This window comes from uncultured Alcanivorax sp., assembly GCF_947258575.1.
Taxonomy (GTDB): domain Bacteria; phylum Pseudomonadota; class Gammaproteobacteria; order Pseudomonadales; family Alcanivoracaceae; genus Alcanivorax.
Genome location: NZ_CAMYIV010000004.1, coordinates 58,681 through 79,874 on the forward strand (window position 1 = coordinate 58,681; position 21,194 = coordinate 79,874).

Annotated in this window: 22 protein-coding genes; 13 read left to right on the forward strand and 9 right to left on the reverse strand. The window is 58.3% G+C overall.

Going from position 1 to position 21,194, the window contains the following annotated elements; translation table 11 throughout:
- Window positions 1-40: 40 nt before the first annotated feature.
- From cpaB to Q0Y02_RS03765, 9 genes are read left to right on the forward strand one after another with little or no spacing between them, the layout of a single operon-like run.
- A complete protein-coding gene (cpaB, locus tag Q0Y02_RS03725) occupies window positions 41-883 on the forward strand; it encodes a Flp pilus assembly protein CpaB (RefSeq protein ID WP_297764551.1) in 843 nt (280 codons plus the stop codon).
- The gene (locus tag Q0Y02_RS03730) at window positions 873-2,045 is read left to right on the forward strand and encodes a pilus assembly protein N-terminal domain-containing protein (protein WP_297764554.1); all 1,173 of its coding nucleotides are present in this window, start codon (window positions 873-875) and stop codon (window positions 2,043-2,045) included. The genes cpaB and Q0Y02_RS03730 overlap by 11 nt, the downstream gene beginning before the upstream one ends.
- 4 nt (window positions 2,046-2,049) lie before the next feature.
- The gene (locus tag Q0Y02_RS03735) at window positions 2,050-3,240 is read left to right on the forward strand and encodes a hypothetical protein (RefSeq protein ID WP_297764557.1); all 1,191 of its coding nucleotides are present in this window, start codon (window positions 2,050-2,052) and stop codon (window positions 3,238-3,240) included.
- Window positions 3,241-3,251: 11 nt separating this feature from the next.
- Window positions 3,252-4,412: a CpaF family protein gene (locus Q0Y02_RS03740; RefSeq protein WP_297764561.1), complete on the forward strand. Its 1,161-nt coding sequence runs from the start codon at window positions 3,252-3,254 to the stop codon at window positions 4,410-4,412.
- Window positions 4,409-5,329 (forward strand): type II secretion system F family protein, encoded by a 921-nt coding sequence (locus Q0Y02_RS03745; RefSeq protein ID WP_297764564.1) that lies wholly within the window; start codon window positions 4,409-4,411, stop codon window positions 5,327-5,329. Before Q0Y02_RS03740 ends, Q0Y02_RS03745 begins: the two co-directional genes overlap by 4 nt.
- Entirely contained in the window at window positions 5,322-6,191 is an 870-nt protein-coding gene (locus tag Q0Y02_RS03750; protein ID WP_297764567.1) for a type II secretion system F family protein, read from the forward strand. Before Q0Y02_RS03745 ends, Q0Y02_RS03750 begins: the two co-directional genes overlap by 8 nt.
- 15 nt (window positions 6,192-6,206) lie before the next feature.
- Window positions 6,207-6,878 (forward strand): tetratricopeptide repeat protein, encoded by a 672-nt coding sequence (locus Q0Y02_RS03755; RefSeq protein WP_297764570.1) that lies wholly within the window; start codon window positions 6,207-6,209, stop codon window positions 6,876-6,878.
- Window positions 6,875-7,147 carry a hypothetical protein gene (locus tag Q0Y02_RS03760; protein ID WP_297764573.1) on the forward strand — a complete coding sequence of 91 codons (273 nt, stop codon included), beginning with the start codon at window positions 6,875-6,877 and terminating at the stop codon, window positions 7,145-7,147. Before Q0Y02_RS03755 ends, Q0Y02_RS03760 begins: the two co-directional genes overlap by 4 nt.
- Window positions 7,148-7,169: 22 nt before the next feature.
- Entirely contained in the window at window positions 7,170-8,927 is a 1,758-nt protein-coding gene (locus tag Q0Y02_RS03765; protein ID WP_035248669.1) for a hypothetical protein, read from the forward strand.
- A gap of 195 nt (window positions 8,928-9,122) precedes the next feature.
- On the opposite strand, the gene Q0Y02_RS03770 is transcribed toward Q0Y02_RS03765, so the two are convergent.
- The gene (locus Q0Y02_RS03770; RefSeq protein ID WP_297764577.1) at window positions 9,123-10,316 is read right to left on the reverse strand and encodes a fatty acid desaturase; all 1,194 of its coding nucleotides are present in this window, start codon (window positions 10,314-10,316) and stop codon (window positions 9,123-9,125) included.
- 215 nt (window positions 10,317-10,531) lie between these two features.
- Window positions 10,532-12,511 (reverse strand): hydantoinase/oxoprolinase family protein, encoded by a 1,980-nt coding sequence (locus Q0Y02_RS03775; protein ID WP_297764580.1) that lies wholly within the window; start codon window positions 12,509-12,511, stop codon window positions 10,532-10,534.
- A gap of 143 nt (window positions 12,512-12,654) precedes the next feature.
- On the opposite strand from Q0Y02_RS03775, the gene mutM reads away from it, so the two are divergent.
- The 3 genes from mutM (at window position 12,655) to Q0Y02_RS03790 (ending at window position 14,604) form a co-directional block, all read left to right on the forward strand.
- On the forward strand, window positions 12,655-13,464 hold the full coding sequence (gene mutM / locus Q0Y02_RS03780; RefSeq protein ID WP_297764584.1) for a bifunctional DNA-formamidopyrimidine glycosylase/DNA-(apurinic or apyrimidinic site) lyase: 810 nt from the start codon (window positions 12,655-12,657) through the stop codon (window positions 13,462-13,464).
- A 210-nt stretch (window positions 13,465-13,674) separates the two neighbouring features.
- Window positions 13,675-14,040, forward strand: a complete 366-nt coding sequence (locus Q0Y02_RS03785; RefSeq protein ID WP_297764586.1) for a hypothetical protein — start codon at window positions 13,675-13,677, stop codon at window positions 14,038-14,040.
- Window positions 14,041-14,070: 30 nt separating this feature from the next.
- On the forward strand, window positions 14,071-14,604 hold the full coding sequence (locus Q0Y02_RS03790; protein ID WP_297764588.1) for a porin family protein: 534 nt from the start codon (window positions 14,071-14,073) through the stop codon (window positions 14,602-14,604).
- Between the two features lie 87 nt (window positions 14,605-14,691).
- On the opposite strand, the gene Q0Y02_RS03795 is transcribed toward Q0Y02_RS03790, so the two are convergent.
- Window positions 14,692-15,447 (reverse strand): TetR/AcrR family transcriptional regulator, encoded by a 756-nt coding sequence (locus tag Q0Y02_RS03795; protein WP_297764590.1) that lies wholly within the window; start codon window positions 15,445-15,447, stop codon window positions 14,692-14,694.
- A 66-nt stretch (window positions 15,448-15,513) separates the two neighbouring features.
- The gene (gene hemW, locus Q0Y02_RS03800) at window positions 15,514-16,662 is read right to left on the reverse strand and encodes a radical SAM family heme chaperone HemW (RefSeq protein ID WP_297764594.1); all 1,149 of its coding nucleotides are present in this window, start codon (window positions 16,660-16,662) and stop codon (window positions 15,514-15,516) included.
- Window positions 16,663-16,801: 139 nt separating this feature from the next.
- On the opposite strand from hemW, the gene Q0Y02_RS03805 reads away from it, so the two are divergent.
- On the forward strand, window positions 16,802-17,251 hold the full coding sequence (locus Q0Y02_RS03805; protein ID WP_272975161.1) for a YaiI/YqxD family protein: 450 nt from the start codon (window positions 16,802-16,804) through the stop codon (window positions 17,249-17,251).
- A 4-nt stretch (window positions 17,252-17,255) separates the two neighbouring features.
- On the opposite strand, the gene Q0Y02_RS03810 is transcribed toward Q0Y02_RS03805, so the two are convergent.
- The 5 genes from Q0Y02_RS03810 to Q0Y02_RS03830 all read right to left on the reverse strand — a co-directional run bounded on the left by Q0Y02_RS03810 (window position 17,256) and on the right by Q0Y02_RS03830 (window position 21,108).
- Window positions 17,256-17,927 (reverse strand): hypothetical protein, encoded by a 672-nt coding sequence (locus tag Q0Y02_RS03810; protein ID WP_297764601.1) that lies wholly within the window; start codon window positions 17,925-17,927, stop codon window positions 17,256-17,258.
- Window positions 17,928-18,003: 76 nt separating this feature from the next.
- Window positions 18,004-18,591, reverse strand: a complete 588-nt coding sequence (rdgB, locus tag Q0Y02_RS03815) for an RdgB/HAM1 family non-canonical purine NTP pyrophosphatase (protein WP_297764603.1) — start codon at window positions 18,589-18,591, stop codon at window positions 18,004-18,006.
- Between the two features lie 119 nt (window positions 18,592-18,710).
- Window positions 18,711-19,301 carry a methionine biosynthesis protein MetW gene (metW, locus tag Q0Y02_RS03820; RefSeq protein WP_035248636.1) on the reverse strand — a complete coding sequence of 197 codons (591 nt, stop codon included), beginning with the start codon at window positions 19,299-19,301 and terminating at the stop codon, window positions 18,711-18,713.
- Entirely contained in the window at window positions 19,294-20,496 is a 1,203-nt protein-coding gene (locus Q0Y02_RS03825; RefSeq protein ID WP_297764609.1) for a homoserine O-acetyltransferase, read from the reverse strand. The genes metW and Q0Y02_RS03825 overlap by 8 nt, the downstream gene beginning before the upstream one ends.
- 96 nt (window positions 20,497-20,592) lie before the next feature.
- Window positions 20,593-21,108 (reverse strand): hypothetical protein, encoded by a 516-nt coding sequence (locus tag Q0Y02_RS03830; protein ID WP_297764612.1) that lies wholly within the window; start codon window positions 21,106-21,108, stop codon window positions 20,593-20,595.
- Between the last annotated feature and the right edge of the window lie 86 nt (window positions 21,109-21,194).

Below are 21,194 nucleotides of genomic sequence, written 5' to 3' on the forward strand. Positions count from 1 at the left end.
CAAAAGAATCAATATTTGACAGGGATGTTCCGGAGAGAACATGGGATCAAGACTGCTCTACATGCTGCCGGCGTTGGCGGTGGCATTGGTTGCGCTGATACTGGCGCTGGTGGGATTAAGTCGCGACCCGGCACCGTCGCTGGTAGTCCGCGATAATACCGCTGGCGAGGATGTGCGCGATCAGGAAACGCCCAGTTACCGCTATTGGGTCGTCACTGAAAGTCTCAACATTGGTGACTCCCTGGATGAAGAGGTTCTGGCGGTAGTGTCCTCGCCGGCCCCCATCCCCAATGTGCTGACCGCCGATGAAAAGGTAGTCGGCAAGGAATTACGTCAATACGCCCGTCCGGGCGAGCTGCTTTCCCGCAACCACCTTGAGCCTGGCGGCACCCTGCCAAGCACTCTGCCCTCCGGCTTCCGCGCCGTGGCGGTAGGGGTGGATGATGTGGTCATGGCCGGTGGTTTGCTGCAACCCGGCGATCTGGTGGATGTGGCGGTGGCATTTCGCAAATCGGAACGGGATAACCCGGCTGCCATGGTGCTGCTGCGCAGCCTTCAGGTGCTTGCCGTGAAGGGTGCCATGGCAGCGGCCAGCAGCGATCAGGATCGCGAGGCCCAGCGCCGCAACAATACGGTGGTTCTGGCGGTGCCCAAAGACAAGGTGCCGACACTGCTGCTTGCCTCGGAAGAAGGTACGTTGCGATTGGCGGTGGTGGCCAGCCAGGACAAGGCAGCTGACGACAGCGACGAAGAAAAGAAAGCCAAACCGGTTTACTACAAGGATCTGTTCCCGGCGGCCCGCGCACCTGCACCACGGGCGACACCGGGTCAGAAAGTGGAAGTGTATGAGGGATCAGAGTCAAGGAGCACCTATGTGCGTTAAGTGGTTGTGGAAGGGGGCCGGGACCTGCCTGGCACTGTGGTTCTCCCTGTCGCTTGCCATGGTGGCGCAGGCGGAAACCCTTCAAGGCACCATGCGGGTCGCGCCCGGAGATCAGAAAGTCCTGAATTTCCCGGATGCTGTGGCCAAGGTGGCGACGTCGGACCCCAAGGTGGCAGCGCTTACCGTGACCGGCAGTGAGGAGCTGTTACTCACGGCCAAGGCTGAGGGGTCGGCGGTGATATCAGTATGGTTGCGCGGTGAGTCAAAACCGCTACGCAGTACTGTGGTAGTCGCAACAACACTGGGGTCAGCGTTGCCCTTTGGTACCCAGGTGCAGACAGATATCCGGGTGCTGGAAGTGAGTCGCTCGGAACTTAACCAGTTGGGCATGAGCTATAGCAATATCTTCAATGATGGCCAGTCGGCCGTGGGCATTGCTCCGCCGGGGACCGGTTTCCAGGTGCCGGGAGTGGTGCCGGCACCACTGAGCAGTGACGGGTTTAATTTGTTTGGTTTCGGTCCCAATTCCGTCCTGGCGATCAACGCCCTGGAAGCCGGCGGTTTTGCCTATACCCTGGCGGAACCCTCGCTGACCAGCCTGTCCGGGCAGAGCGCCAGTTTCCTGTCAGGCGGTGAGTTTCCCGTTCCCATTCGCAGTGACAACAGCGGCATACAGATCGAATTCAAGGAATTCGGTATTGGCCTGAGCCTGACGCCTACGGTGATTGATGCCGGGCAGATTATCCTCAAGGTGGCGCCGGAAGTGTCCGAACTGGATTTTTCCGCCGGGGTGGAAACGGGCGGCGTGGCGGTGCCGGGCCTACGGGTGCGGCGAGCAGAGACCACCGTGTCTCTGGCGCCAGGAGAGACTTTTATCATCAGTGGTTTGGTAAGTCGCAATACCATCAACAACAGTGACCGCCTGCCGGGTATCGGCAATATTCCGCTGCTGGGTGCCTTTTTCCGCTCTTCGCGTATCGAGAAAAGTGACAAGGAGCTGGTGATGGTGGTGACGCCCCATCTGGTGACACCACAGAAAAGTACCGAACCTCCTGTGACCTTGCCTGGTGCTGGTTACCACAGTAGCAGCATGGGCTGGCTGGATATGGCCACGGAAAGCCGTCGTGGTTCCCAGCCCATTCGTCACGGCCTGAGCTGGTGATGCTATGAGTGATCATGACATTGTTCTTTCCGTCGTTGACGATGAAGGCATCGAGGCCTGGCTGGAACGGGTGGTGGATGAGCCTTTCCGGCTGGAACAGGTCAGCCGCAGCGACCTGACCCGGGTGCTGCGTTTGCTGGAAGCCACCACTGCGCATGTGGTGATGGTGGAAATTTCCGAAGTGGATATGGACCAGTCACTGGCCATTATCACTGCCCTGACCAGTGCACGCCCCTGGGTAACCGTGATTACCGTCTGTGCCCGCGCCAATCAGGAATTGCTGCTGCAGTCCATGCGTGCCGGTGCCCGGGATTGTTTTGTGGCAGGCAGTGAAGCCGGTGATGTGCGGGATCGCTTGCGCCGCCATCAATTGCTACGGGTCGGTCACTATGATGATCAGGCGCGTTCGGCTACCAATAATCTGACCCTGGTCGCAGCAGCCAGCCCCACGGTGGATACCCGTTTTCTGGCTCAGAATGTGGCGTTGGGGTTGAATCGCCTGTTTCCCAATGAGCGTTGCCTGGCCATTGATACCCAGCCCGCCGAGCGCGGTATTTTCTATCTGGATGTGCATAACGAATACACCCTGGAGAACTTGCTGGCGAGCCCGGAAACCCTGGATGAAACCCTGATCGGCACCGCTCTGGAAGAGTATCGGCCGGGACTGCGATTGCTGGCCGGCGGTATCGACAGCCGTGAGCTGGAGGGAGATCGCAGTGCTGATCTGTTTATTGCGCTCAATCATCTGATGCAGATGTTCGATCGCATCGTGATTAATGTGGGCACGCTGGAGAGCCGCCACTGGGTGCGGGCGCTGGGCATCCATGCTCGCCACCTGTTGATCACCATGCAGCCGCTGGTGGACCAGGCCCATGCCGTGCGGACCCTGGGCAATGAATGGCGTTCCCATCTTGGCCGCGATAGCCAGGTTCATCTTGTTGTGGACGGCATGGAAGGCAAGGTGCCGCCGGGGCTGGATGAACTGTCGGAAACCGCCGGCGTGAGTCTGCTGGGTGGATTGCCCATGGACTGGCGTCATCGTCTGATGGCCATGAACAGTGGATTGCCGATTCAAGAGCAGTCTCCCCGCTGTCGTTACAGCCGTAGCCTGCAGACGTTGATGAACAAACTGGAGTCCCAGCAGGAAAACGGTGCCGGTGACAGCTGGTGGCAACGACTGCGTAGCAACGGATAGCAGGAGCGCTTGTGGCGGGACGAATCGACGCGGAGTACCAGCACCTCAAGGATCGCACTCATCGCTGGGTGGTGGAGCGGCTGGATGAAGAGGGCATCGAGGTAGGCAATGCCGGCCGCGATCAGCTTGCGGATTTTGTCCGGACCGCAGCAGGGCAGCATATCGCGCTTAACCGGGTGCCCCTGTCCACCCAGGATCTTAATCAGCTGGTCCGCGATACGCTGGACGAGGTTACCGGCTATGGCCCACTGGAGCCGTTGCTGGCAGACCCTCGGATCAACGATATTCTGGTGAATGGTCCTGACAGCGTCTTCATTGAGGTGGCCGGGGTGCTGCAAAAGGCATCGGTGCGGTTCATCAATGATGATCATGTGGTGCGGGTGATTCGTCGCATGCTGGCTCCCCTGGGGCGCCGGCTGGATGAATCCAGTCCCATGGTGGATGCCCGTCTGCCGGATGGTTCCCGTGTCAATGCGATTATTCCACCGCTGGCCCTTGATGGCCCCAGTATCAGTATCCGCAAATTTACCGGTAACCACCTGAGTGCCCAGGAGCTGATTGACAGCGGTTCCCTGACCGAGGCGTGCCTGGACACTATGGTCAAGGCAGTGGAGTCGCAGCGAAATATCATCATCAGTGGTGGTACCGGTACCGGTAAGACCACCATGCTGAACTTGATCAGCCAGTACATTCCTCGTCAGGAGCGTATTCTCACCATTGAGGATTCTGCCGAACTGGTGCTTAACCATCCCCATGTGGTTCGTCTGGAAACCCGCCCGGCCAATACCGAAGGCAAGGGTAGAATCAGTGCCAGGGAGTTGGTCATCAACGCCCTGCGGATGCGCCCTGACCGGATTATTCTTGGCGAGGTGCGTTCCAACGAAATCATCGAATTGCTCCAGGCCATGAACACCGGCCATGACGGCTCCATGAGTACCATTCATGCCAATAGCACCCGCGATGCCCTGGTGCGAATCGAAACCCTGCTGGCGGTAAGTGGTTATGAAGCCAGCGAAACCGCCATCGGCCGACTGATCGGCTCGGCGCTGGATATCATCATTCAGCTGGAAAGGCTGCCCGATGGCCGCCGCCGAGTCAGTGAGGTGGTGGCGCTGACACCCACGGAAAATGACCTCTACCACATGGATTACCTGTACAGGAGTCAGGAATGAGTGCGGTGGAGTTGCTCGGCATGGCACAGATGCTCGGCATTATTGCCGTGCTGACCGTGCTGATGCAGCTCGTCTGGTTCCGCTACCGGCAACGTAGCCTGCTCACCGAGCGGGTACGCCAGCGTTTGCAGCAGCGTACGGAAATTGGCAGTGAGTCCGGGCAGGTGCGGGTAGTGGCCGGGCCGTTGGAGCGGCTGTTGCTGCGTGCGGATATCCGCCTGTCCAGAGTGCAGTTGTCATTGCTCGGTATCGTTATCTTCCTGATCGTGGTGCTGGTTATGGCATCGTCGGGTTTCATTGCGGCTGCCGTGGTAATGGCGTTGCTGGCAGCAAGTCTGTGGATGTACTGGCGGTTTCGCTTCCAGCAACAACGGCGCATGATTTTTGAATCACTGCCCGGAATCATGGAATCCACCTTGCGCTATATGAGCGCGGGTCGGTCTCTGGAGGCATCCCTACTGGAATCCTTTCAGGATGCGCCGCCCGTGTTTGCGCCGTTGACCTTCCGGTTGCGCAGTGCCATTGAATCCGGACGGGATTACACCGGCCTGTTTGAAGATTTTTCCCGGCTTTATCAGGTGTCGTCCCTGGTGCTGGTTTCCATTGCCTTGCGCACTTCTGCCCGGTTTGGTTCCTCCATTCGGCCGGTTCTGGAGCAGGTTGCCGGCTCGCTGCGCTCTCAACAGGAGCTGCGCCGGGAGTTTCTTGCTTCCACCGCAGAGACCCGTTTTACCGCCGGCGCTTTTACCCTGCTGCCGTTGGGTATGGCCGCGTACATGATGTTGATCAATGAGAAGTATGCCGAGGTTCTGCTGAACACGGATACCGGCCACACCATGCTGCTGATCGCCGGTATCTTGCAGGGTCTGGGTGTCCTCGTGATCTGGCGGATGATCCAGGGGGTGGGCCGTGAATAATGTGTTGCTGATAATCGCCATTCTTCTGTCCGCGTTGTCCTTGTGGCTGGTATACAAGACTCGGGACTGGGCGCTTCGCGCGCGTGTCAGTCAGCGTTTGCAGGATAGCGGCAGTCATCGGGACGATGAGGATCGGGGGTTCTGGCTCTGGAAGCTTTCCAGTGCATTGACGGATTCCTCTGTCGCTTCCGGCGATTATCAGGAGATTCGCCAGGCGCTGGCAGGCATGGGCAAGAGCCGCGAACAATCCCAGGTTATCTATCTGCTGTCCTGCTGGCTGCTGCCGGGCCTGGTGGCGTTGGTGGGGTTTCTGGTTTTTGGTTTGCTGGGTGGTCTGCTGGCGTCGGCTCTAGGGTTTATTGTGCCGCGGCGGACGATTCGTGGCATGGGTGCTCAGGCCGAGTTGCGGCAGAACCTGGAAGCCGTTGAGCTTTGTCACATGACGCGAATGCTGATGGAGGCGGGGCTCTCGCTGGAACGAGTGCTGCGCATCATCGGCCGCCAGGGTCGACCACTTCTACCCATTCTCATTATGCGGATAGATCGCTTTAACCGGCTGATGAAGTCTGGTGCGGAGCGCACACAGGCGCTGGATGAATTGGGTGAGAACAAGCGTATTCCAGTGTTGCGTAGCTATGTGGTGCTGATGAAGCAAAGCAGCCAACTGGGTGCGGGTGTCTCAGCGAGCCTGGATCAGATTATTGAAGAAGCCCAGAACGTGGAACGTAGCCGCATCCGGGAGGAAACTAACCGGATTGGCGCCAAGATGACGGTGGTAATGATGGCGTTCATGCTGCCAGCACTGTTCATCTTGATCGGCGGACCGGCGGTGATTTCCATCGCCGATGCATTGGCACGATAACAAGGGAGTAACAACATGCGTGGCATGGTTTGGGGAGCACTGGTATTGCTGGCGGGTTGTGCCCACCAGTCAGTGCCGGAGTCGGCCCCCGGCACAGTGGATGTATCAGCAATTGCCTGCAAGGACGCATTGCAGCCAGAGCAGCGTGTGGATCTGGAAATGGTCGATACCCTGATGGCCAAGGGGCGCAATTATGCGGCTCTTGCTCAGCTGGAAAGCAAGCCCATGAGCGCCATTGACCACTGGTTGCGATACGGCCAGTTGCTGGCGGCCTCCGGCAAGCTTGATGAGGCCGAACAGGTATACCGGACCTTGGCCAACCGCTGTGATGATGGGCGCAGCCGCCATGGGCTAGGTATGGTGCTGCTAAAGCGTCATGAGGTGATGGCGGCACTGTCCCATCTGGAGCGTGCACGAAGCCTTGCGCCCGCCACCTCACAGGTGCGTAATGATTATGGCTATGCGTTGATGCTGGTTGGGCGTTATGAAGATGCCGCCTTCGAGTTGCGTACCGCCCTGGAACTGGCGAATGGCAAGGGACCGGTTCGTCAGAATCTGGCAGTAGCCTATCTGATGACCGATGACCGTGAGGGGCTGCAAGCGTTACAGTCCAATTATGGGTTCTCGGAGGATGAAATCGCCTATGCCGAGAAGCTCAGTGAACAGTTCGGGAGGACCCGACAATGAAAAAACTGGCCTTGATACTCGTGTTGCCTGGAGCGGTTCTGGCGGCGGAACCGCAGCAAACCTATAGCTTTGGTGTTTCCGGGCAGGTCGTCAGCAATGAATCCGAGACAGTGACTGACTGGTTGCTCAACCAGCAGCGCGATTCTCGCCCGGCAGGGCAGAGCGAGCTGGCTGCGCCGCTTTATGTGGATACCCAGCGCCGACTGGCAGACTCCTTCCGTACCGCGATTCCGGAAAGCTTCGGTGAACAGACCCGAGACGACAATTAACCGTCTCCGGCAACGCGGGGCCTTGTCAGTCATTACCCCGCTGTTGCTGTTGATCGTCATTACCCTCACGGTCATGGCGCTGGATGGTGCGCGCCTTTACAGTTTGCGCAGTGATATGCAGGCTCAAGTGAATGTGGCGGCCCAGGCTGCAGCAGGAGAGGCTCAGGCCTGTGGTGGGCAAGCACCCAGCACTGCCCTTGTCCAGCAGCGCGCATTGGCGGCGGCAGCCGCCCAGGGCTTTCAGGGTGCTGCTGAAGAGCTGGAAGTGCAGCTCGGTGTGATTGATGATACCGATAATGATGGTGTGGTGGCTTTCGCTCCCGTCAATATTATCGAACAAAGTAATGCGGTGCTGGTGAGCTATACCCGCACAGAACCGATTTCCATGCTGTTGCCGCAATCGGTGTTCGGGGGCATTGATATTTCCGTCAATGCTGCTGTGCGCAAGGAGGTGGTGGCAACCGTCAGTGCGGCTGGCAGCACTGCAGGCGTGGGCGGTGATGCCACCTTGCTGGGCAGTTTGCTAGGCGTTGTTCTCAATCAGCCGGGGTTCAGTCTTGATCCGACTGACCTCAACAGCCTAGAAAATACCACCGTGCAATTAGGCGATTTGTTGACAGCAGTCGGTGTTGATGACCTGGTGGATCTCCTGGCGCTTGATGCGTCCGAATTAGCGGCGGCCATTGGTGATGTTGGAGACGTTACGGCGCCGGTTGCCGATCTATTGGATGATATTGTAACGGCCCAAGGAATCGATACTGTCAAAGTGGGAGACATTATCAATGTGGTGGAAAATGCCTCTGTTCCTGCTTCCAGTGAGTTTCCTGTCTATGATCTAGTCATCAGCCTGGTGCTCAATCTGGCTGAGCAGCAGCAGGCTGGAGCCGGCGGCCTGCTGTCGTTGCCGCTAACTATCAACAACCTGTCTGTCCCGCTTATCGCCAATATTAATTCGGTGGACCTTGGCTTGAACGTGGGTGAGCCACCGACTGTAGCTGTCGGTCCTGCTCGTCAGGACGCGGATGGGGAATGGGTCACCCGTTTTTATGCGCCGGATGTGACGTTGCAGTTATCCGCACAGGTAGAATTGTTGCCGATAAGCCTGGGTCCCCTGCTGACATTTTCTCTTGCGGATTTAACGGTCCCTCTGGCCGTCAATGCAGGCGGCGGCGAAGGCCAATTAATTTCCGCTGATTGCGCTAGAGGGCGCTCAAACTCGGTGGAGTTTGGCGTTAATCTTGAGCGGGAAGTGGCTCGTATTGTAACCGGGCGGTTGGGGCCGGGGGGCGAGTTACTGCCAGAGCGATTGGAAGCAAATGTTGGTAGATTGTCGCTGTTGTCTGGGCTGCTTCCCCCCATCGAAGGCATACTTTATCTGAACGCGGAAGTGGAGGGGGAGGTTCCCGGTGTTGAAGAAACGGTGTTCATGGACCCTCGCTATAATTTGTATTGTGATCCAATTGAAGGATGCGATCAGTCACAACACAACGATCTGGGTGATGGGTTGTCTGGTCTGGATCTGGATATAACGGTTCATGAGGCTTCGCTTCTCAGGAGCAATTTTGGCTTGATTAACCTGACGCCGCTATTGACCCCTATTGTGGATCCGGTGCTTGTGCTTTTGAATGATGTCATATCAAGCCTCGCGGAGGCTGTTATCAATCCTTTGCTACGAACCCTGGGTGTTGGGCTGGGGGGTATTAGCGTTAATGTCAGTGCGGCCAACCAGGATGGTATCCAACTGATCGAGAATATTGCGGTTGAGCAGCCGGATCAGTGATGGCCCTTTCGGTCGCTCTTTTAGGAAACGGCTAATCAGAGGTGATGTTGGCACTGGAGTACTCTGCCTATTCGCGCCCTCTCCTCTGCTTCAGCCTGGATATTGAGTTTCGTGTTCTTCGAAGACTGCCAACCTGGCACCACAAAAAAAGGCCGCAAAAATGCGGCCTTTTTTGTGGTGCTCGACAACTGAAAATCAGTGCGACACAGTCGCTGGCCGATAGCGAGTCAGCTGGTCGGCAAACTCCTGCAGGGCCGCAATGCCTGACTCTCGGGCATCGTGATACCACTGCTCCAGAGCTTCTACCATCTCCGAAGAATTACGGCTGGTCTGGGTCCAGATGTCCTGCAGGCGTAAACGGAACTGGTAGATGGCATCCAGGGTTTCGTTGCTTTCCGTCAGCTTCTGCAGCCGCTTTTTCTGGCCGGGCTTGATCAGGCTGATGTCGCGATGAAACAGGGCGTGGGCACGGGCATACAAGTCGCGGGTAGCGTCGCAAGCGCGGGACTGTTCCTGTTTGAAAACTGGCACGATGACAGTCTTGCGATAGGTAGCCATTACCTGAAAGCGATGCTGCATGATGCCGCGAAGTGCATCCAGGTCCACTTTGCTGGCGCTTTTCTCGAAGGCCGGTTTGGGGGCGACTTTTTTCACCTTGGCCATACCCAGCATTTCAAACAGACGAATCCAGGCCCAGCCCATATCGAACTCGAAGCGACGCACGGACAGTTTCGCGGAGTTCGGGTAGGTGTGGTGATTGTTGTGCAGCTCTTCACCGCCGATCAGGATGCCCCAGGGCGAAATATTGCGGGAAGCATCGGCGCACTCGAAGTTGCGATAGCCCCAGTAATGGCCGATGCCGTTGATGACACCGGCGGCGAACAGTGGAATCCACATCATCTGAATCGCCCATACGGTGATGCCGGCGGCACCAAACAGCAGCAGGTCGATCACGGCCATGAGAGTCACGCCGCCCATGGGGAAACGGGAATAGATATTGCGCTCAACCCAGTCGTCCGGGCAGCCGGCGCCGTACTTTTTCAGGGTTTCCTGGTTTTCCGCTTCTTCACGATAAAGCTCGGCACCTTCGCTGAGGACCTTTTTGATGCCTTTGACCTGCGGGCTGTGCGGGTCGTCTTCGGTTTCGCATTTAGCATGGTGCTTGCGGTGGATGGCGGTCCACTCGAGAGTGTTCTGAGCGGTGGTCAGCCACAGCCAGAACCGGAAGAAATGTTTCAGCACCGGATGCAGTTCCAGGGCCCGGTGGGCGGAATAGCGGTGCAGGTATACGGTGACGCCGACAATGGTGATGTGGGTCATGGCCAGGGTGATCAGAATCAGGACACCCAGACTCGGGGCCAGCAGGCCGTTGCTCAGATAATTCAGCATGAAAGTCGCACAAGGTAAAAACGGAGCTCCTATTGTGCCCAGTCGGGATGACAGGAAGAAGGTGCCGGATGGGTCAAATTCGGACTTTCGGGCCAAGGGTTGGCCAGGGGCGGATGAACGGTAGGAAAAAGAGCGCCTGGACCTGACGCCTGACGCAGGACGTAAAAAAGCAAAACCCGGGTGATGCGGCCAGAGATCGCCCAAACGGATTGGCGTCAGGTGGGAGAGCGTTCCAGCAAGAAATGCCCATATTGATCCACCGAGGCCTGCCAGCCCTGGGCCAGCCAGGTCGTTCCCACCGCTTCGCTGATCAATGCCGGGCCATGCAGGGTCTGGCCGGTGCCCAGGGCTTCACGGTCATAAACGGTCACCGGCTGGTTCACGCCGGGCAGTTGCGCGTGTCGGGTCGCCTTGCCGGTGCGCGCAGGCAAAGGCGGTTGGCGAGGCGGCGAGGTGGTGGCCAGGCTTTGCACCCGGATATTCACCTGTTGTACTGGCAGTGCGAGGCGGTGGCCGAAGCGCTGCTCGTGGGCAGCGTGGAACTGCTTTTCTCGCACTGCGGCGTCAATTTGCCATGGTATCTGTAATACGGATGATTGGCCCTGGTAACACATATCCACAAAGACCCGGTGCTGAATGTCGCGCTCAGGGACCCCTTCGTGAATCAGCTCTTCGTCGCCTTGCAGTTGCAGAGCAGCGATCAGGGATTGCAGTGCCTTGTCGTCACTGTCCTCGGGCAGCGCCTGCAGGTGTTCGCGTTTACGTGGCGCATACACCAGCCCCTCGGCAGAAAGGACGCCGGCACGACGGGGGACAATGGCCCGGCGCATGCCCAGATTGTCTGCCAGGGCGCAGACGTGAAGGCCACCGGCACCGCCAAAACTGAGCAGGGCAAAATCCGCCGGGTCGAAGCCTTTCTGGATGGAAATCACCCGTAGTGCCTGGGTCATGTGTTCATTGGCCAGTGCCAATACCCCTTCGGCCGTTTCCTCCATGCCGAGCCCAAGCTGTGTTGCCAGCTGCTGCATGGCATTTTTCGCGGCGGCCACATCCAGTGACAGGGTCCCGCCCAGGGCGAAATCCGGTTGCAGACGGCCGAGCACTACATTGGCGTCGGTGACTGTGACCCGGTCACCGCCACGGCCATAACAGGCTGGCCCCGGGTCGGCGCCAGCGGAATGCGGCCCCACGTGGAGTAGGCCCGCATCATCCACATAGGCCAGTGAGCCGCCACCGGCGCCGATGGTATGCATATCGACCATGGGAACCGCCACCGGATAGGGGCCAATGTGGCCCTGCTGGGTTAGCCTCAGGTCGCCGTCCAGCAGGGCAACGTCCGTGGAGGTGCCGCCCATGTCAAAGGTCATCAGTTGCGGTTGCTGGAGTTGCTCGCCCAGCCGCTTGGCGGCGGCAAGGCCGCCGGCAGGGCCGGACAGCAGCAGATTAACTGCCAGGTCGGCGGCCTGATCGGAGGCAATGGTGCCGCCGTGGGATTGCATGATGGCCAGTGGCGCGGGCGTCGTCGCCTGCTGCAGGCGTTGCAGATAGTCCGACACTTTCGGAGCCAGCCAGGCATTCAGCCAGGTGGCCATGCCACGCTCATACTCTCCCCGTGTGGGCAAAATGGCGTGGGAAGCACTGACCGGCAGGCCGGCAGCCTCCAGGGCCTGGCGGATGCGCTGCTCATGGGCCGGATTCAGGTAGGAAAACAGCAGGCACAGGGCCACAGATTGCGGCTGGTGGGCAAGCACCTCCTCCACCAGTTTTGACAGCTCGGCGTCATTGAGTGGTGTTACTTCCTTGCCCTGGGCATCAAGTCGGCAAGGTGTTCCGGCAACGGGTAGGGTCTCCAGCACCGAGGGCGGTGGTGTCGGCGTCAGGTTGTACAGCTCTGCCCGGTTCTGCCGGCCGATGCGAAGAATATCCTCCAGCCCCTGGTTGGTGATCAGCACTGTGTGGGCGCCTTTGCCTTCCAGTGCCGCATTGGTAGCCACCGTAGTGCCGTGGATGATGGCCAGCTGGCCCGCACTCATGGCGTCCCCGAGCCCAAGCTCGCCTATGCCTTGCAGGATGGCCTGTTCGGGAGCTGAGGGCGTGGACAGTACCTTGTGAATGCGCGGTTCGCCGTCCCCGAGCAGTACAAAATCGGTAAAAGTGCCGCCGGTGTCGACGCCGAGCCAGTAGGAAACGGACATAGCAGTGAACAGTGAACAGTGAACAGTGAAAAGTTAACAGCGAAAAACAGGGCGTATCTGTTGGCCCCGGTGGTGCTACCATACCCGAAGCGGGTGAATTTTAACTATTCACTGTTAACTATTAACCATTCACTGCTTTTTTCATGCCCGAATTACCCGAAGTGGAAACCACCCTCAGAGGCATTCGCCCCCATCTGGAAGGGCGCATCCTGAAAGGCGTCACCGTGCGTGAGTCGCGTTTACGCTGGCCGGTCAGCGATGGCCTGTATGGGCTGAAGGACTGCCCCGTCATTGCTCTGCGCCGCCGGGCCAAATATCTGCTGATTGAGCTGGAGGCGGGCCAGGTGATGATTCACCTCGGCATGTCCGGCACTCTGCGAGTGGTCGAAGCCGCTCTGCCGCTGCGCAAGCATGACCATGTGGATCTGCTGCTAGACAGTGGCAAGGTGCTTCGTTTCAACGATCCGCGCCGTTTTGGCAGCGTGTTGTATCAGCCTGGAGGCGAGCCCCATTCGTTACTGGCGGCGCTTGGTCCGGAGCCATTGGGGGAGGGTTTCGATGGTGACTGGCTTTTTGCCCGCTCGCGGAGTCGCAAGGTGGCGGTAAAGAGCTTCATCATGGATAACGCCACGGTGGTCGGCGTGGGCAATATCTATGCGCAGGAGAGCCTGTTTCTTGCTGGCATCCATCCTTCCCGGGCGGCAGGCCGGATTTCCCGGGAGCGGTATCAGCGCTTGGCGGATGCCATTCGGGCGGTGCTTGCCAAGGCTATCGAGGCGGGAGGCACGACCCTGAAAGACTTTACCAGTGCGGATGGCCAGCCAGGCTATTTTGCCCAGTCCCTTAATGTCTATGGTCGGGCCGGGCAGCCCTGCCTGCAATGTGGGGCGTTGCTCAAGGCAGATCGCCATGGCCAGCGCAGTACCTGCTATTGCCCGCAGTGCCAGCGCTAGGGGCCCTTGCATGCAGGGCGTCTTGTGAGGAGCTTGCCTCGGGTGAGACCGGGTCCGCAGCCAGGGGAAGTTGGTCATGAATTGACCATGCAACCTATTGCTGGGCTACGAACAAAGGTGTAGATTGTGATGCAATTGTCGGAATATTAACGACTTAGCTGGAACAATGTCAGCGATACTTTAACTATAAAAACACAAGAGGGATTCACCATGAAGCGAGCAAAGCGCCCGGTAGTGGCATCTGTTCTCGCCTCCACCTTGGTGCTGAGTGCAATGACGCCGCTTGCTACCCATGCCCGATCCATGGGGGACGTGGATAATCGCCCAGGCGAAGTGGCCATGATCGGGGACGCCCTGATTGCCCGCCCGGTGCTGGCGGCCTCAACGCTGGTGGGCTTTGCGCTCTTTACCGTCACGCTGCCAGTCAGTCTGCTGGGGGGTAATGAAGATGAGGCTGCCGAGAAACTGGTAAGAGCTCCGGCCCGCAGCACGTTTCTGCGTTGTCTCGGCTGCACCCCGGCCCAGCACGACCAGCTTGTTGCTGAAAAGAAAACAAGAAAAGCTCAGGAAAAATAAGCCGGCAAGGCTGAATAACAAGGAGTCGACATGAAAAAGGTTTATGCCTCTCTAGCGCTGTGTGTGCTTGGGATGTCCGCCAGTAATGCCCATGCTGATGGGTACCTTGCCGTGGGTTACGCGCAGCTTGACCACAGTGACCGTTCCTTCAGCGATGGTGAATTTGATACCGGGAATCTGGTTGCCAAACTGGGTGCTGATATTTCACCCTACTTCGGTGCCGAACTGAGACTGGGCACCACCGTCGTGAATCACGAAGAAACCTTCGGCGGTGCAGATGTGGAGTACAAGCAGGATTATTTTTATGGCGCATATCTGCGGGTGAAATGGGAAAACAAGACAGCCCTGACGCCCTATGCGGCTGTGGGTGCAGCTGGTGGTCGAGAGCGTCTGGACGGGAGTGTCTCAGGTCGTGATAACTGGAATGATGCCTCCTATGCTGCAGGCGTAGACATGGATCTGACGGATCGTATCGGCATCAATGCTGAATATACCCAATATCGTGATGATGAATACGACATCAGCATTGATGGGCCTTCCGTGTCTGCTGTATGGAAGTTCTAGTCTTTTCCTGCCCTGGAAATGGCTAATAAAAAAACCCCGCATTCGCGGGTTTTTTTATGTGAGAAGAAGCTTGGAGGGCTGGGCTTGTCAGCCAAGCGCGAGACAATGCTTCTTTTCACTGCAAAGATCGCTGAAAAGTGTTCTGCACAAGTCATCTACTTTCTGGTCGAGTTCAGCATCGTCGAAAGGATCGCCAGCTAGCGGCTGCCACTGCATGGCATTGAGCTGTAGCTGGATATTGCGCAGCAACATCCGGTAGGGGTCTTTCAGGTCGTACATGTCCAGAATCCCTTCCGCATGGATCAGGGTGTGCATGCCCATGCTCATGGACCATTGGCCGATGCTGAAAGCCAGCGGCGCCAGACCGTGGGTTTCCAGTTCGCCGTTTTCCATGGCGTCCTTGACCACCTGTTCCACCATGCGCCCAATGGGCTGGGTCGCTTCCAGCAGTTGCTCCCGACGGTTGGCGGACGCTGCCTGCCAGACCACTTCGGTCATTACATATTGTTCCAGGCGGAAGTGTTCCGGGTAGTGCTGGGCAAACAGGGCATAGGCCACGGCGAAGGCCAGCATCTTGTCACGGGTGCTCAGGTTGGAGTCGGCGACGCGCTGGAAATAGTCCCGGCGAGTGGTGGTCAGTTCTGTACAGACCGCAATCAGCAGGTCTTCTTTCGAGGCAAAATGGTGATAAAGGGTGCCGGTAGCAAAATTGCAGCTTCGGGCAATGGCAGCCATCTGGATGCCGAGCAGGCCTTCGTTGCACAGTTGCTGGCGGGTGGCTTCAATAAACAGTTGTTCGCGTTCTGCCAGCGCCTGTTCGCGCCCGCTCCGTGTCTTGATCATAGTCGGTATCTGTTGTGATGCATGGAAACAGTGTGGATAGCATTGGGGAGTGGTTCAAGCGCTTTGTTATAGCGCCTCTGCCAGCTTCGCCAATACCCCGTTCAGGTGGTGCATGCCCTTGTCGGTGCAGTGCAGTCGCTGAGCGGTGATCTCCAGCAATCCCTGTTGCCGGAGTTCCCCCAGATTCTTTATCCATTGTGCCGCAGGAAGGCCGGTGTTGTCCTCTACAGTCTGTAACCGGATGCCGTCCACGAGTCGCAGGCCGTTCATCAGGGCTTCAAACAAGCGGTCGTCTTCTGCCACTGGCTGGTACTGGCGGCGGGCTTCTTCCGGGTTGGCCAGATAGTCTTCCGGCTTACGGGTTTTCTGGTAGCGGTGGATGGTGCCTCGGCTTGCATTGGTGATCTTGCCGTGGGCGCCTGCGCCGATACCCAGATAATCACCGAATTGCCAGTAATTCAGGTTATGTCGACAGGCACGGCCGTCCTGGGAAAAGGCAGAAACCTCATAGCGGTGAAACCCCTGACTGGCCAGCAGGGCAAAGCCGGCCTCTTCGGTATCGGCCATGTTGTCAGGGCTCGGCTGGTCGGGGGGGGAGCGGTAGAAGACGGTGTTGGGCTCGATGGTGAGTTCGTACCAGCTCAGGTGTGTCGGCTGCAGCTCCATGGCCTGTTGCAGGTCCTCCAGGGCCTGGGCCCTGCTCTGTCCTGGCAGGGCATGCATGATATCCAGGTTGAAGGTGGTGAAGCCGGCTTCCCGGGCCTGGCGGGCGGCATCAATGGCGGCACTGGCATCATGGATGCGCCCAAGGGCCTGCAGATGGGTATTGTTGAAGCTCTGCACCCCGATCGACAGCCGGTTGATGCCGGCCTCTCGAAAGCCGGCAAAGCGACCCGCTTCCACCGTGCCAGGGTTGGCTTCCAGAGTGATTTCAGCCTGATCGCTCAGGCATAGTCGTTGCCGGATACCCTGAAACAGTTGCTGATAAAAATCCCCGGACAGCAGGCTCGGTGTGCCGCCGCCAATAAACACGGTTTCCACCGGTCGGTCCCCGACCAGCGACAGATCCTGATCCAGGTCCGTCAGCAGTGCCTGCAGATAAGCCGCCTCTGGCAATTCACCCCGCTCGTGGGAATTGAAATCGCAATAAGGGCATTTGCGCACACACCAGGGAGTGTGGATGTAGAGGGAGAGGGGCGGGTTCTTGAGGGGCATGAGGGCAGTGAACAGTTAAAAGTGAACAGTGAACAGCTAAAATTCACCTGGTTCGGGTATGGTAGCAAACTGCCGGGGTGGAGGTGTGTGTCTTTTGACCTTCGCTGTTAACTATTCACTTTTAACTGTTCACTGATTTATGCATATCTGGGTAGATGCCGACGCGTGTCCGCGGCCGGTGAAAGAAGTGTTGTTTCGGGCGGCTCAGCGGGTGCAGGTTCCGTGCACGCTGGTGGCCAATCAGCCGGTGGCCGTGCCGCGTTCTGCGTTGATCCGTGCCATTCAGGTGGGGCAGGGTTTTGATGTGGCCGATAACGAAATTGTGCGCCGCTGCGAACCCGGCGACCTTGTCGTGACCCAGGATATCCCGCTGGCGGCAGAGGTGGTCGCCAAAGGGGCAGAGGCGGTAACCCCACACGGACATTGGCTGGACAAGGATACCGTGCGCGAACGCTTGAACATGCGTGATTTCATGGAGGAGATGCGCTCGGCCGGCATGCAGACCGGTGGCCCCAGCAGTTATTCTGGCCAGGACAAGGCGAGATTCGCCAATGCCCTGGATCGCTGGCTGGCCCGCGTTCAGAAATAACGGATCAGGCGACCTGGCCCCAGCTGAGATCATCACCGCCGTCCCGGCGTACGTCTTCTCCGGCCCAGCTATGCTGCCAGCCCGCATGCAGTTCCAGTGCAGGCAGTACGTCCCAGAGTAAATGAGCACCTGCCTCCCTGTGGTTCGGGCCGTTGTAATCGTCACTGGCATAACCGTCATCGTAGGTCTGGGTGATATGCAGTTTACCGGTCAAGTTAGGGATCAGCTCTCTCTGGGTGTGCAGCGTCAGGGCATAGAAAGCGCCAGAGGCTTGTTTGCTCCAGGTGCCATCCAGAGACACGGATAACCAGGGCTGAATCGGCGCGGTAAAACCGGCACCGGTTTCCACATCATCTGCGCCTTGCGGGTGAAACTGCAGGTAGGTGACGTTGAGGTAGGGGCTCCAGTGCTCCACATAGGGAGCGTATTCCACGAAGAGATTGTTTTCCCTGTAATCACTGCCATTGGCCCAAGCCTGCCAGACTCCGGCAGTGACTGCCTGATGAGTCAAATCAACGCCGGCGGAAACCAGTGGGTTGCTGTCCAGGTTGTCCCGCCCTTCGGTCACATAGCGGCTTTGCCATTGAGACTGGAAGCTGCCCTCCAGACCACTGCCTTGGGCCAGTGAGACCAGCGATACCAGGATACTGGCAGTGGCAAGTTGGTGTTTTCGCATATATGGCATCCCTGCTGCATTGGCCGAACATGTTAGCAGGCAGGGGCGATATCCAGGTGAAGGCGGCGTGTGACGCTTACTGCAGTGCCTGAATCAGTTGGGCCATGGCTTTGCCCCGGTGGCTGATGGCGTTTTTCTCTTCCGCGGGTAGCTGGGCGGCGGTGCAGTGCTTTTCTCTCACGAAGAAATGCGGGTCATAGCCAAAACCCTGATCTCCCTGGGCCTCCAGTACGATTTCCCCGTTCCAGGTGCCCTGGCAGATTAACGGCGTGGCATCATCCTCGTGGCGCATCAGTACGATCACGGCCACATAGCGGGCGTCACGGGAGACGTCGGGCGCATCGGTCAGCATCTCCACCAGCAAGGCATTGTTTTTGGCATCGGTGGCGCCGACCCCGGAAAAACGCGCCGAGTACACTCCGGGTGCCCCCTTCAGCGCTGCCACTTCAATGCCTGAATCATCGGCGATGGCGGGCAGGCCGGTGTATTTGCTGGCATTGCGAGCCTTGATGATGGCGTTTTCCACAAAGGTGGTACCGGTTTCATCCGCTTCCGGCACGGAAAACTCACTCTGGGCCACCACCTCGATATTCAGCGGCTCCAGCAGGCGCTGCATTTCGGCGAGTTTTTTGGCGTTGCCGGAGGCGAGAACGATTTTTTCCATGAAAAACTCCTGACGTCGTTAGCTGCGAGCTTCTAGCGACGAGCTGCGAGGAAAAGAGAAAAGCCGGGAACGTGGGTGCCCGGCTCTTCGTTATCTAACGGTTTAGCTCGTAGCTGCTTTTATACCGTCACCCGATAGATCGCAATTTCCCCGAACAGGTTGGGCCAGAGCCGTGCCAGCAGACCGCTGCGATGACGGCGGTTGATCACCTGCCGTTCCAGGATGCGAATATTGCTCTTGCGACAGTGGGTCTCGAAATCCTGCACGGTGCACAAGTGGATGTTGGGGGTGTTGTACCACTCGTAGGGCAGCGTGGAAGACACCGGCATCCGTCCTTTCAGGCCCAGGTAGGCGCGCACTCGCCAGTGACCGAAGTTGGGGAAGGTGATAATGGCCTCGCGGCCCACGCGCAGCATTTCATTGAGAATCTGGTCCGGGCGCAGCACGGCCTGCAGGGCCTGGGTCATCACCACGTAATCGAAGCGGTGATTCTGGAAATTGCCCAGGCCTTCGTCCAGATCCTGCTCCAGAACATTGACGCCTTTTTCAAAGCAGGCCGCCAGGTTGTCCTGGTTGATCTCAAGGCCGTAGCCGCGAATCTGCTTGTGATGCTGCAGATGGGCCAGCAGGGTGCCGTCACCACAGCCCAGGTCAAGCAGGCTGGCGTCAGCGGGGATCCAGTCACTGATCAGTTGCAGGTCATCACGCATGGTTGCCTGCCTCCACATTGTTGACGCCGTTTTCCACTTCGTTGGCGACCCTGTGCATATAGGCGCCGAACAGCTTGGTGTATTCGGGGATATCCAGCAGGAAGGCGTCGTGGCCTTTGGGCGTATCGATTTCCGCGTAGCTCACATCGCGGCCGGCATGGACCAGGCCGTTGACGATTTCGCGGCTGCGCTCCGGCGCAAAACGCCAATCGGAAGTGAACGACATGACCAGGAATTTGCACTCCGGTTTTGCCAGGGCGGTTTCCAGGGAATTATCGAATTCCCGGGCCGGGTCGAAATAATCCAGCGCCTTGGTCATCAGCAGGTAGGTGTTGGCGTCGAAATTGCGCGAGAACACTTCGCCCTGATGGCGCAGATAGGATTCCACCTGGAATTCCACGTCGAAGCCGAAATGGAAGCGACCGGCACGCAGATCGCGGCCGAACTTCATGCGCATGGCGTCGTCGCTCAGGTAGGTGATGTGGCCGACCATGCGCGCCAGGATCAGCCCCTGACGGGGGTAGGTGTCGTGCAGGTAATAGCGCCCGCCGTGGAAGTTGGGATCGGTAAGAATCGACTGGCGCGCCACTTCATTGAAGGCAATGTTCTGGGCAGACAGTTTCGGTGCCGCCGCGATGACCACCGCATGGCTGAGCCGGTCCGGATAGTCGATGGACCACTGCAGTGCCTGCATGCCGCCCATGCTGCCACCGATGACCGCGGCCCAGCGGGAAATGCCCAGCACATCCGCCAGCCGGGCCTGGCTGTTCACCCAGTCCTTTACCGTCATCATGGGAAAATCCGGCCCCCAGGGCTGACCGCTTTCCGGGTTGATGGACGCGGGGCCGGTGGAGCCATGGCAGCCACCCAGGTTATTCAGGCTGACCACGAAAAAACGATTGGTATCGATCACCTTGCCGGGGCCAATGCAGGCATCCCACCAGCCGGGACGCTTGTCGCTCTTGCTGGTATAGCCGGCGGCATGGTGGTGGCCGGACAGGGCATGGCAAATCAGCACCGCATTGGAGGCGTTGCTGTTGAGGGTGCCGTAGGTCTCGTAGACCAGCTCGTAGGACGTCAGGGTACGGCCGCATTCCAGTTCGAGAGCAGTATCAAACTGGAGCGTTTTGGGCTCGACCAGACCTACAGAGTCTTCAGCAGACCATGGAGCGTCGTCGGGGATCTGTTGCGGCATGATGACTCGCTTGCAAAGGATGCCGCAAAGTCTAAAGCCCGCCCGGTGGCCGTGCAATCGGCGACCGGGCGGTTGGCCTGCGAATCAGTGGATGATTTATGCCAGAGGGGAGAAATGTTCCTCTTCGCTGTGGTTGCGGATGTCGATGTGATGATCCAGCGCCTGGTGGACGCGATTGCGTTCATGTTTGCGATCCACATCGATCAGCAGCAGGTAATTGCCGTTTTTCACTGACTGCAGGTAGGGGGCCAGATGATGATTGGACTGGGAAATGCCGCGCAGACCGCCGGCCCAGGCACCGAAACAGGTGAAAAACAGGGCAGTAAGCAGCCATACACCCAGATGGGCATCCACGCCCCATGGATCGATGAACGCGATGGCATAACCGGCAAGCAGACCGATCAGCAGGCCGCGGGTGGCGCCGCTATAGCCATTACTCATGATGTCGGTATCTTCCCAGGGGGTGGTGGCGTTGATGCCGTGGCGATCCAGCTCACCGGCATCCCGTGCCATGACATGAATACGATCTCCACTGATACCGGCGGTATCCAGGCGGGTGATCGCGTTGCTGACCTGTTGCAGGTTGGGGACGAGATAGTAAACCCGATACATGCGTCTTACCCTCCGTCGTTATATGTTGGGTTCACGCTAAGCCTGCCACAGTGAGTGCCGGGTCAAAAAGTGATCAAGATGGGGTG

Coding starts and splice junctions, on each gene's coding strand:
- mutM (WP_297764584.1), top strand. CDS start 12,655: ATGCCCGAATTACCCGAAGTGGAAACCACCCTCAGAGGCATTCGCCCC.
- Q0Y02_RS03810 (WP_297764601.1), bottom strand. CDS start 17,927: ATGCGAAAACACCAACTTGCCACTGCCAGTATCCTGGTATCGCTGGTC.
- Q0Y02_RS03755 (WP_297764570.1), top strand. CDS start 6,207: ATGCGTGGCATGGTTTGGGGAGCACTGGTATTGCTGGCGGGTTGTGCC.
- Q0Y02_RS03785 (WP_297764586.1), top strand. CDS start 13,675: ATGAAGCGAGCAAAGCGCCCGGTAGTGGCATCTGTTCTCGCCTCCACC.
- cpaB (WP_297764551.1), top strand. CDS start 41: ATGGGATCAAGACTGCTCTACATGCTGCCGGCGTTGGCGGTGGCATTG.
- Q0Y02_RS03825 (WP_297764609.1), bottom strand. CDS start 20,496: ATGCCGCAACAGATCCCCGACGACGCTCCATGGTCTGCTGAAGACTCT.
- Q0Y02_RS03760 (WP_297764573.1), top strand. CDS start 6,875: ATGAAAAAACTGGCCTTGATACTCGTGTTGCCTGGAGCGGTTCTGGCG.
- hemW (WP_297764594.1), bottom strand. CDS start 16,662: ATGCCCCTCAAGAACCCGCCCCTCTCCCTCTACATCCACACTCCCTGG.
- Q0Y02_RS03730 (WP_297764554.1), top strand. CDS start 873: ATGTGCGTTAAGTGGTTGTGGAAGGGGGCCGGGACCTGCCTGGCACTG.
- Q0Y02_RS03775 (WP_297764580.1), bottom strand. CDS start 12,511: ATGTCCGTTTCCTACTGGCTCGGCGTCGACACCGGCGGCACTTTTACC.
- metW (WP_035248636.1), bottom strand. CDS start 19,301: ATGCGTGATGACCTGCAACTGATCAGTGACTGGATCCCCGCTGACGCC.
- Q0Y02_RS03790 (WP_297764588.1), top strand. CDS start 14,071: ATGAAAAAGGTTTATGCCTCTCTAGCGCTGTGTGTGCTTGGGATGTCC.
- Q0Y02_RS03830 (WP_297764612.1), bottom strand. CDS start 21,108: ATGTATCGGGTTTACTATCTCGTCCCCAACCTGCAACAGGTCAGCAAC.
- rdgB (WP_297764603.1), bottom strand. CDS start 18,591: ATGGAAAAAATCGTTCTCGCCTCCGGCAACGCCAAAAAACTCGCCGAA.
- Q0Y02_RS03735 (WP_297764557.1), top strand. CDS start 2,050: ATGAGTGATCATGACATTGTTCTTTCCGTCGTTGACGATGAAGGCATC.
- Q0Y02_RS03795 (WP_297764590.1), bottom strand. CDS start 15,447: ATGATCAAGACACGGAGCGGGCGCGAACAGGCGCTGGCAGAACGCGAA.
- Q0Y02_RS03805 (WP_272975161.1), top strand. CDS start 16,802: ATGCATATCTGGGTAGATGCCGACGCGTGTCCGCGGCCGGTGAAAGAA.
- Q0Y02_RS03770 (WP_297764577.1), bottom strand. CDS start 10,316: ATGCTGAATTATCTGAGCAACGGCCTGCTGGCCCCGAGTCTGGGTGTC.
- Q0Y02_RS03745 (WP_297764564.1), top strand. CDS start 4,409: ATGAGTGCGGTGGAGTTGCTCGGCATGGCACAGATGCTCGGCATTATT.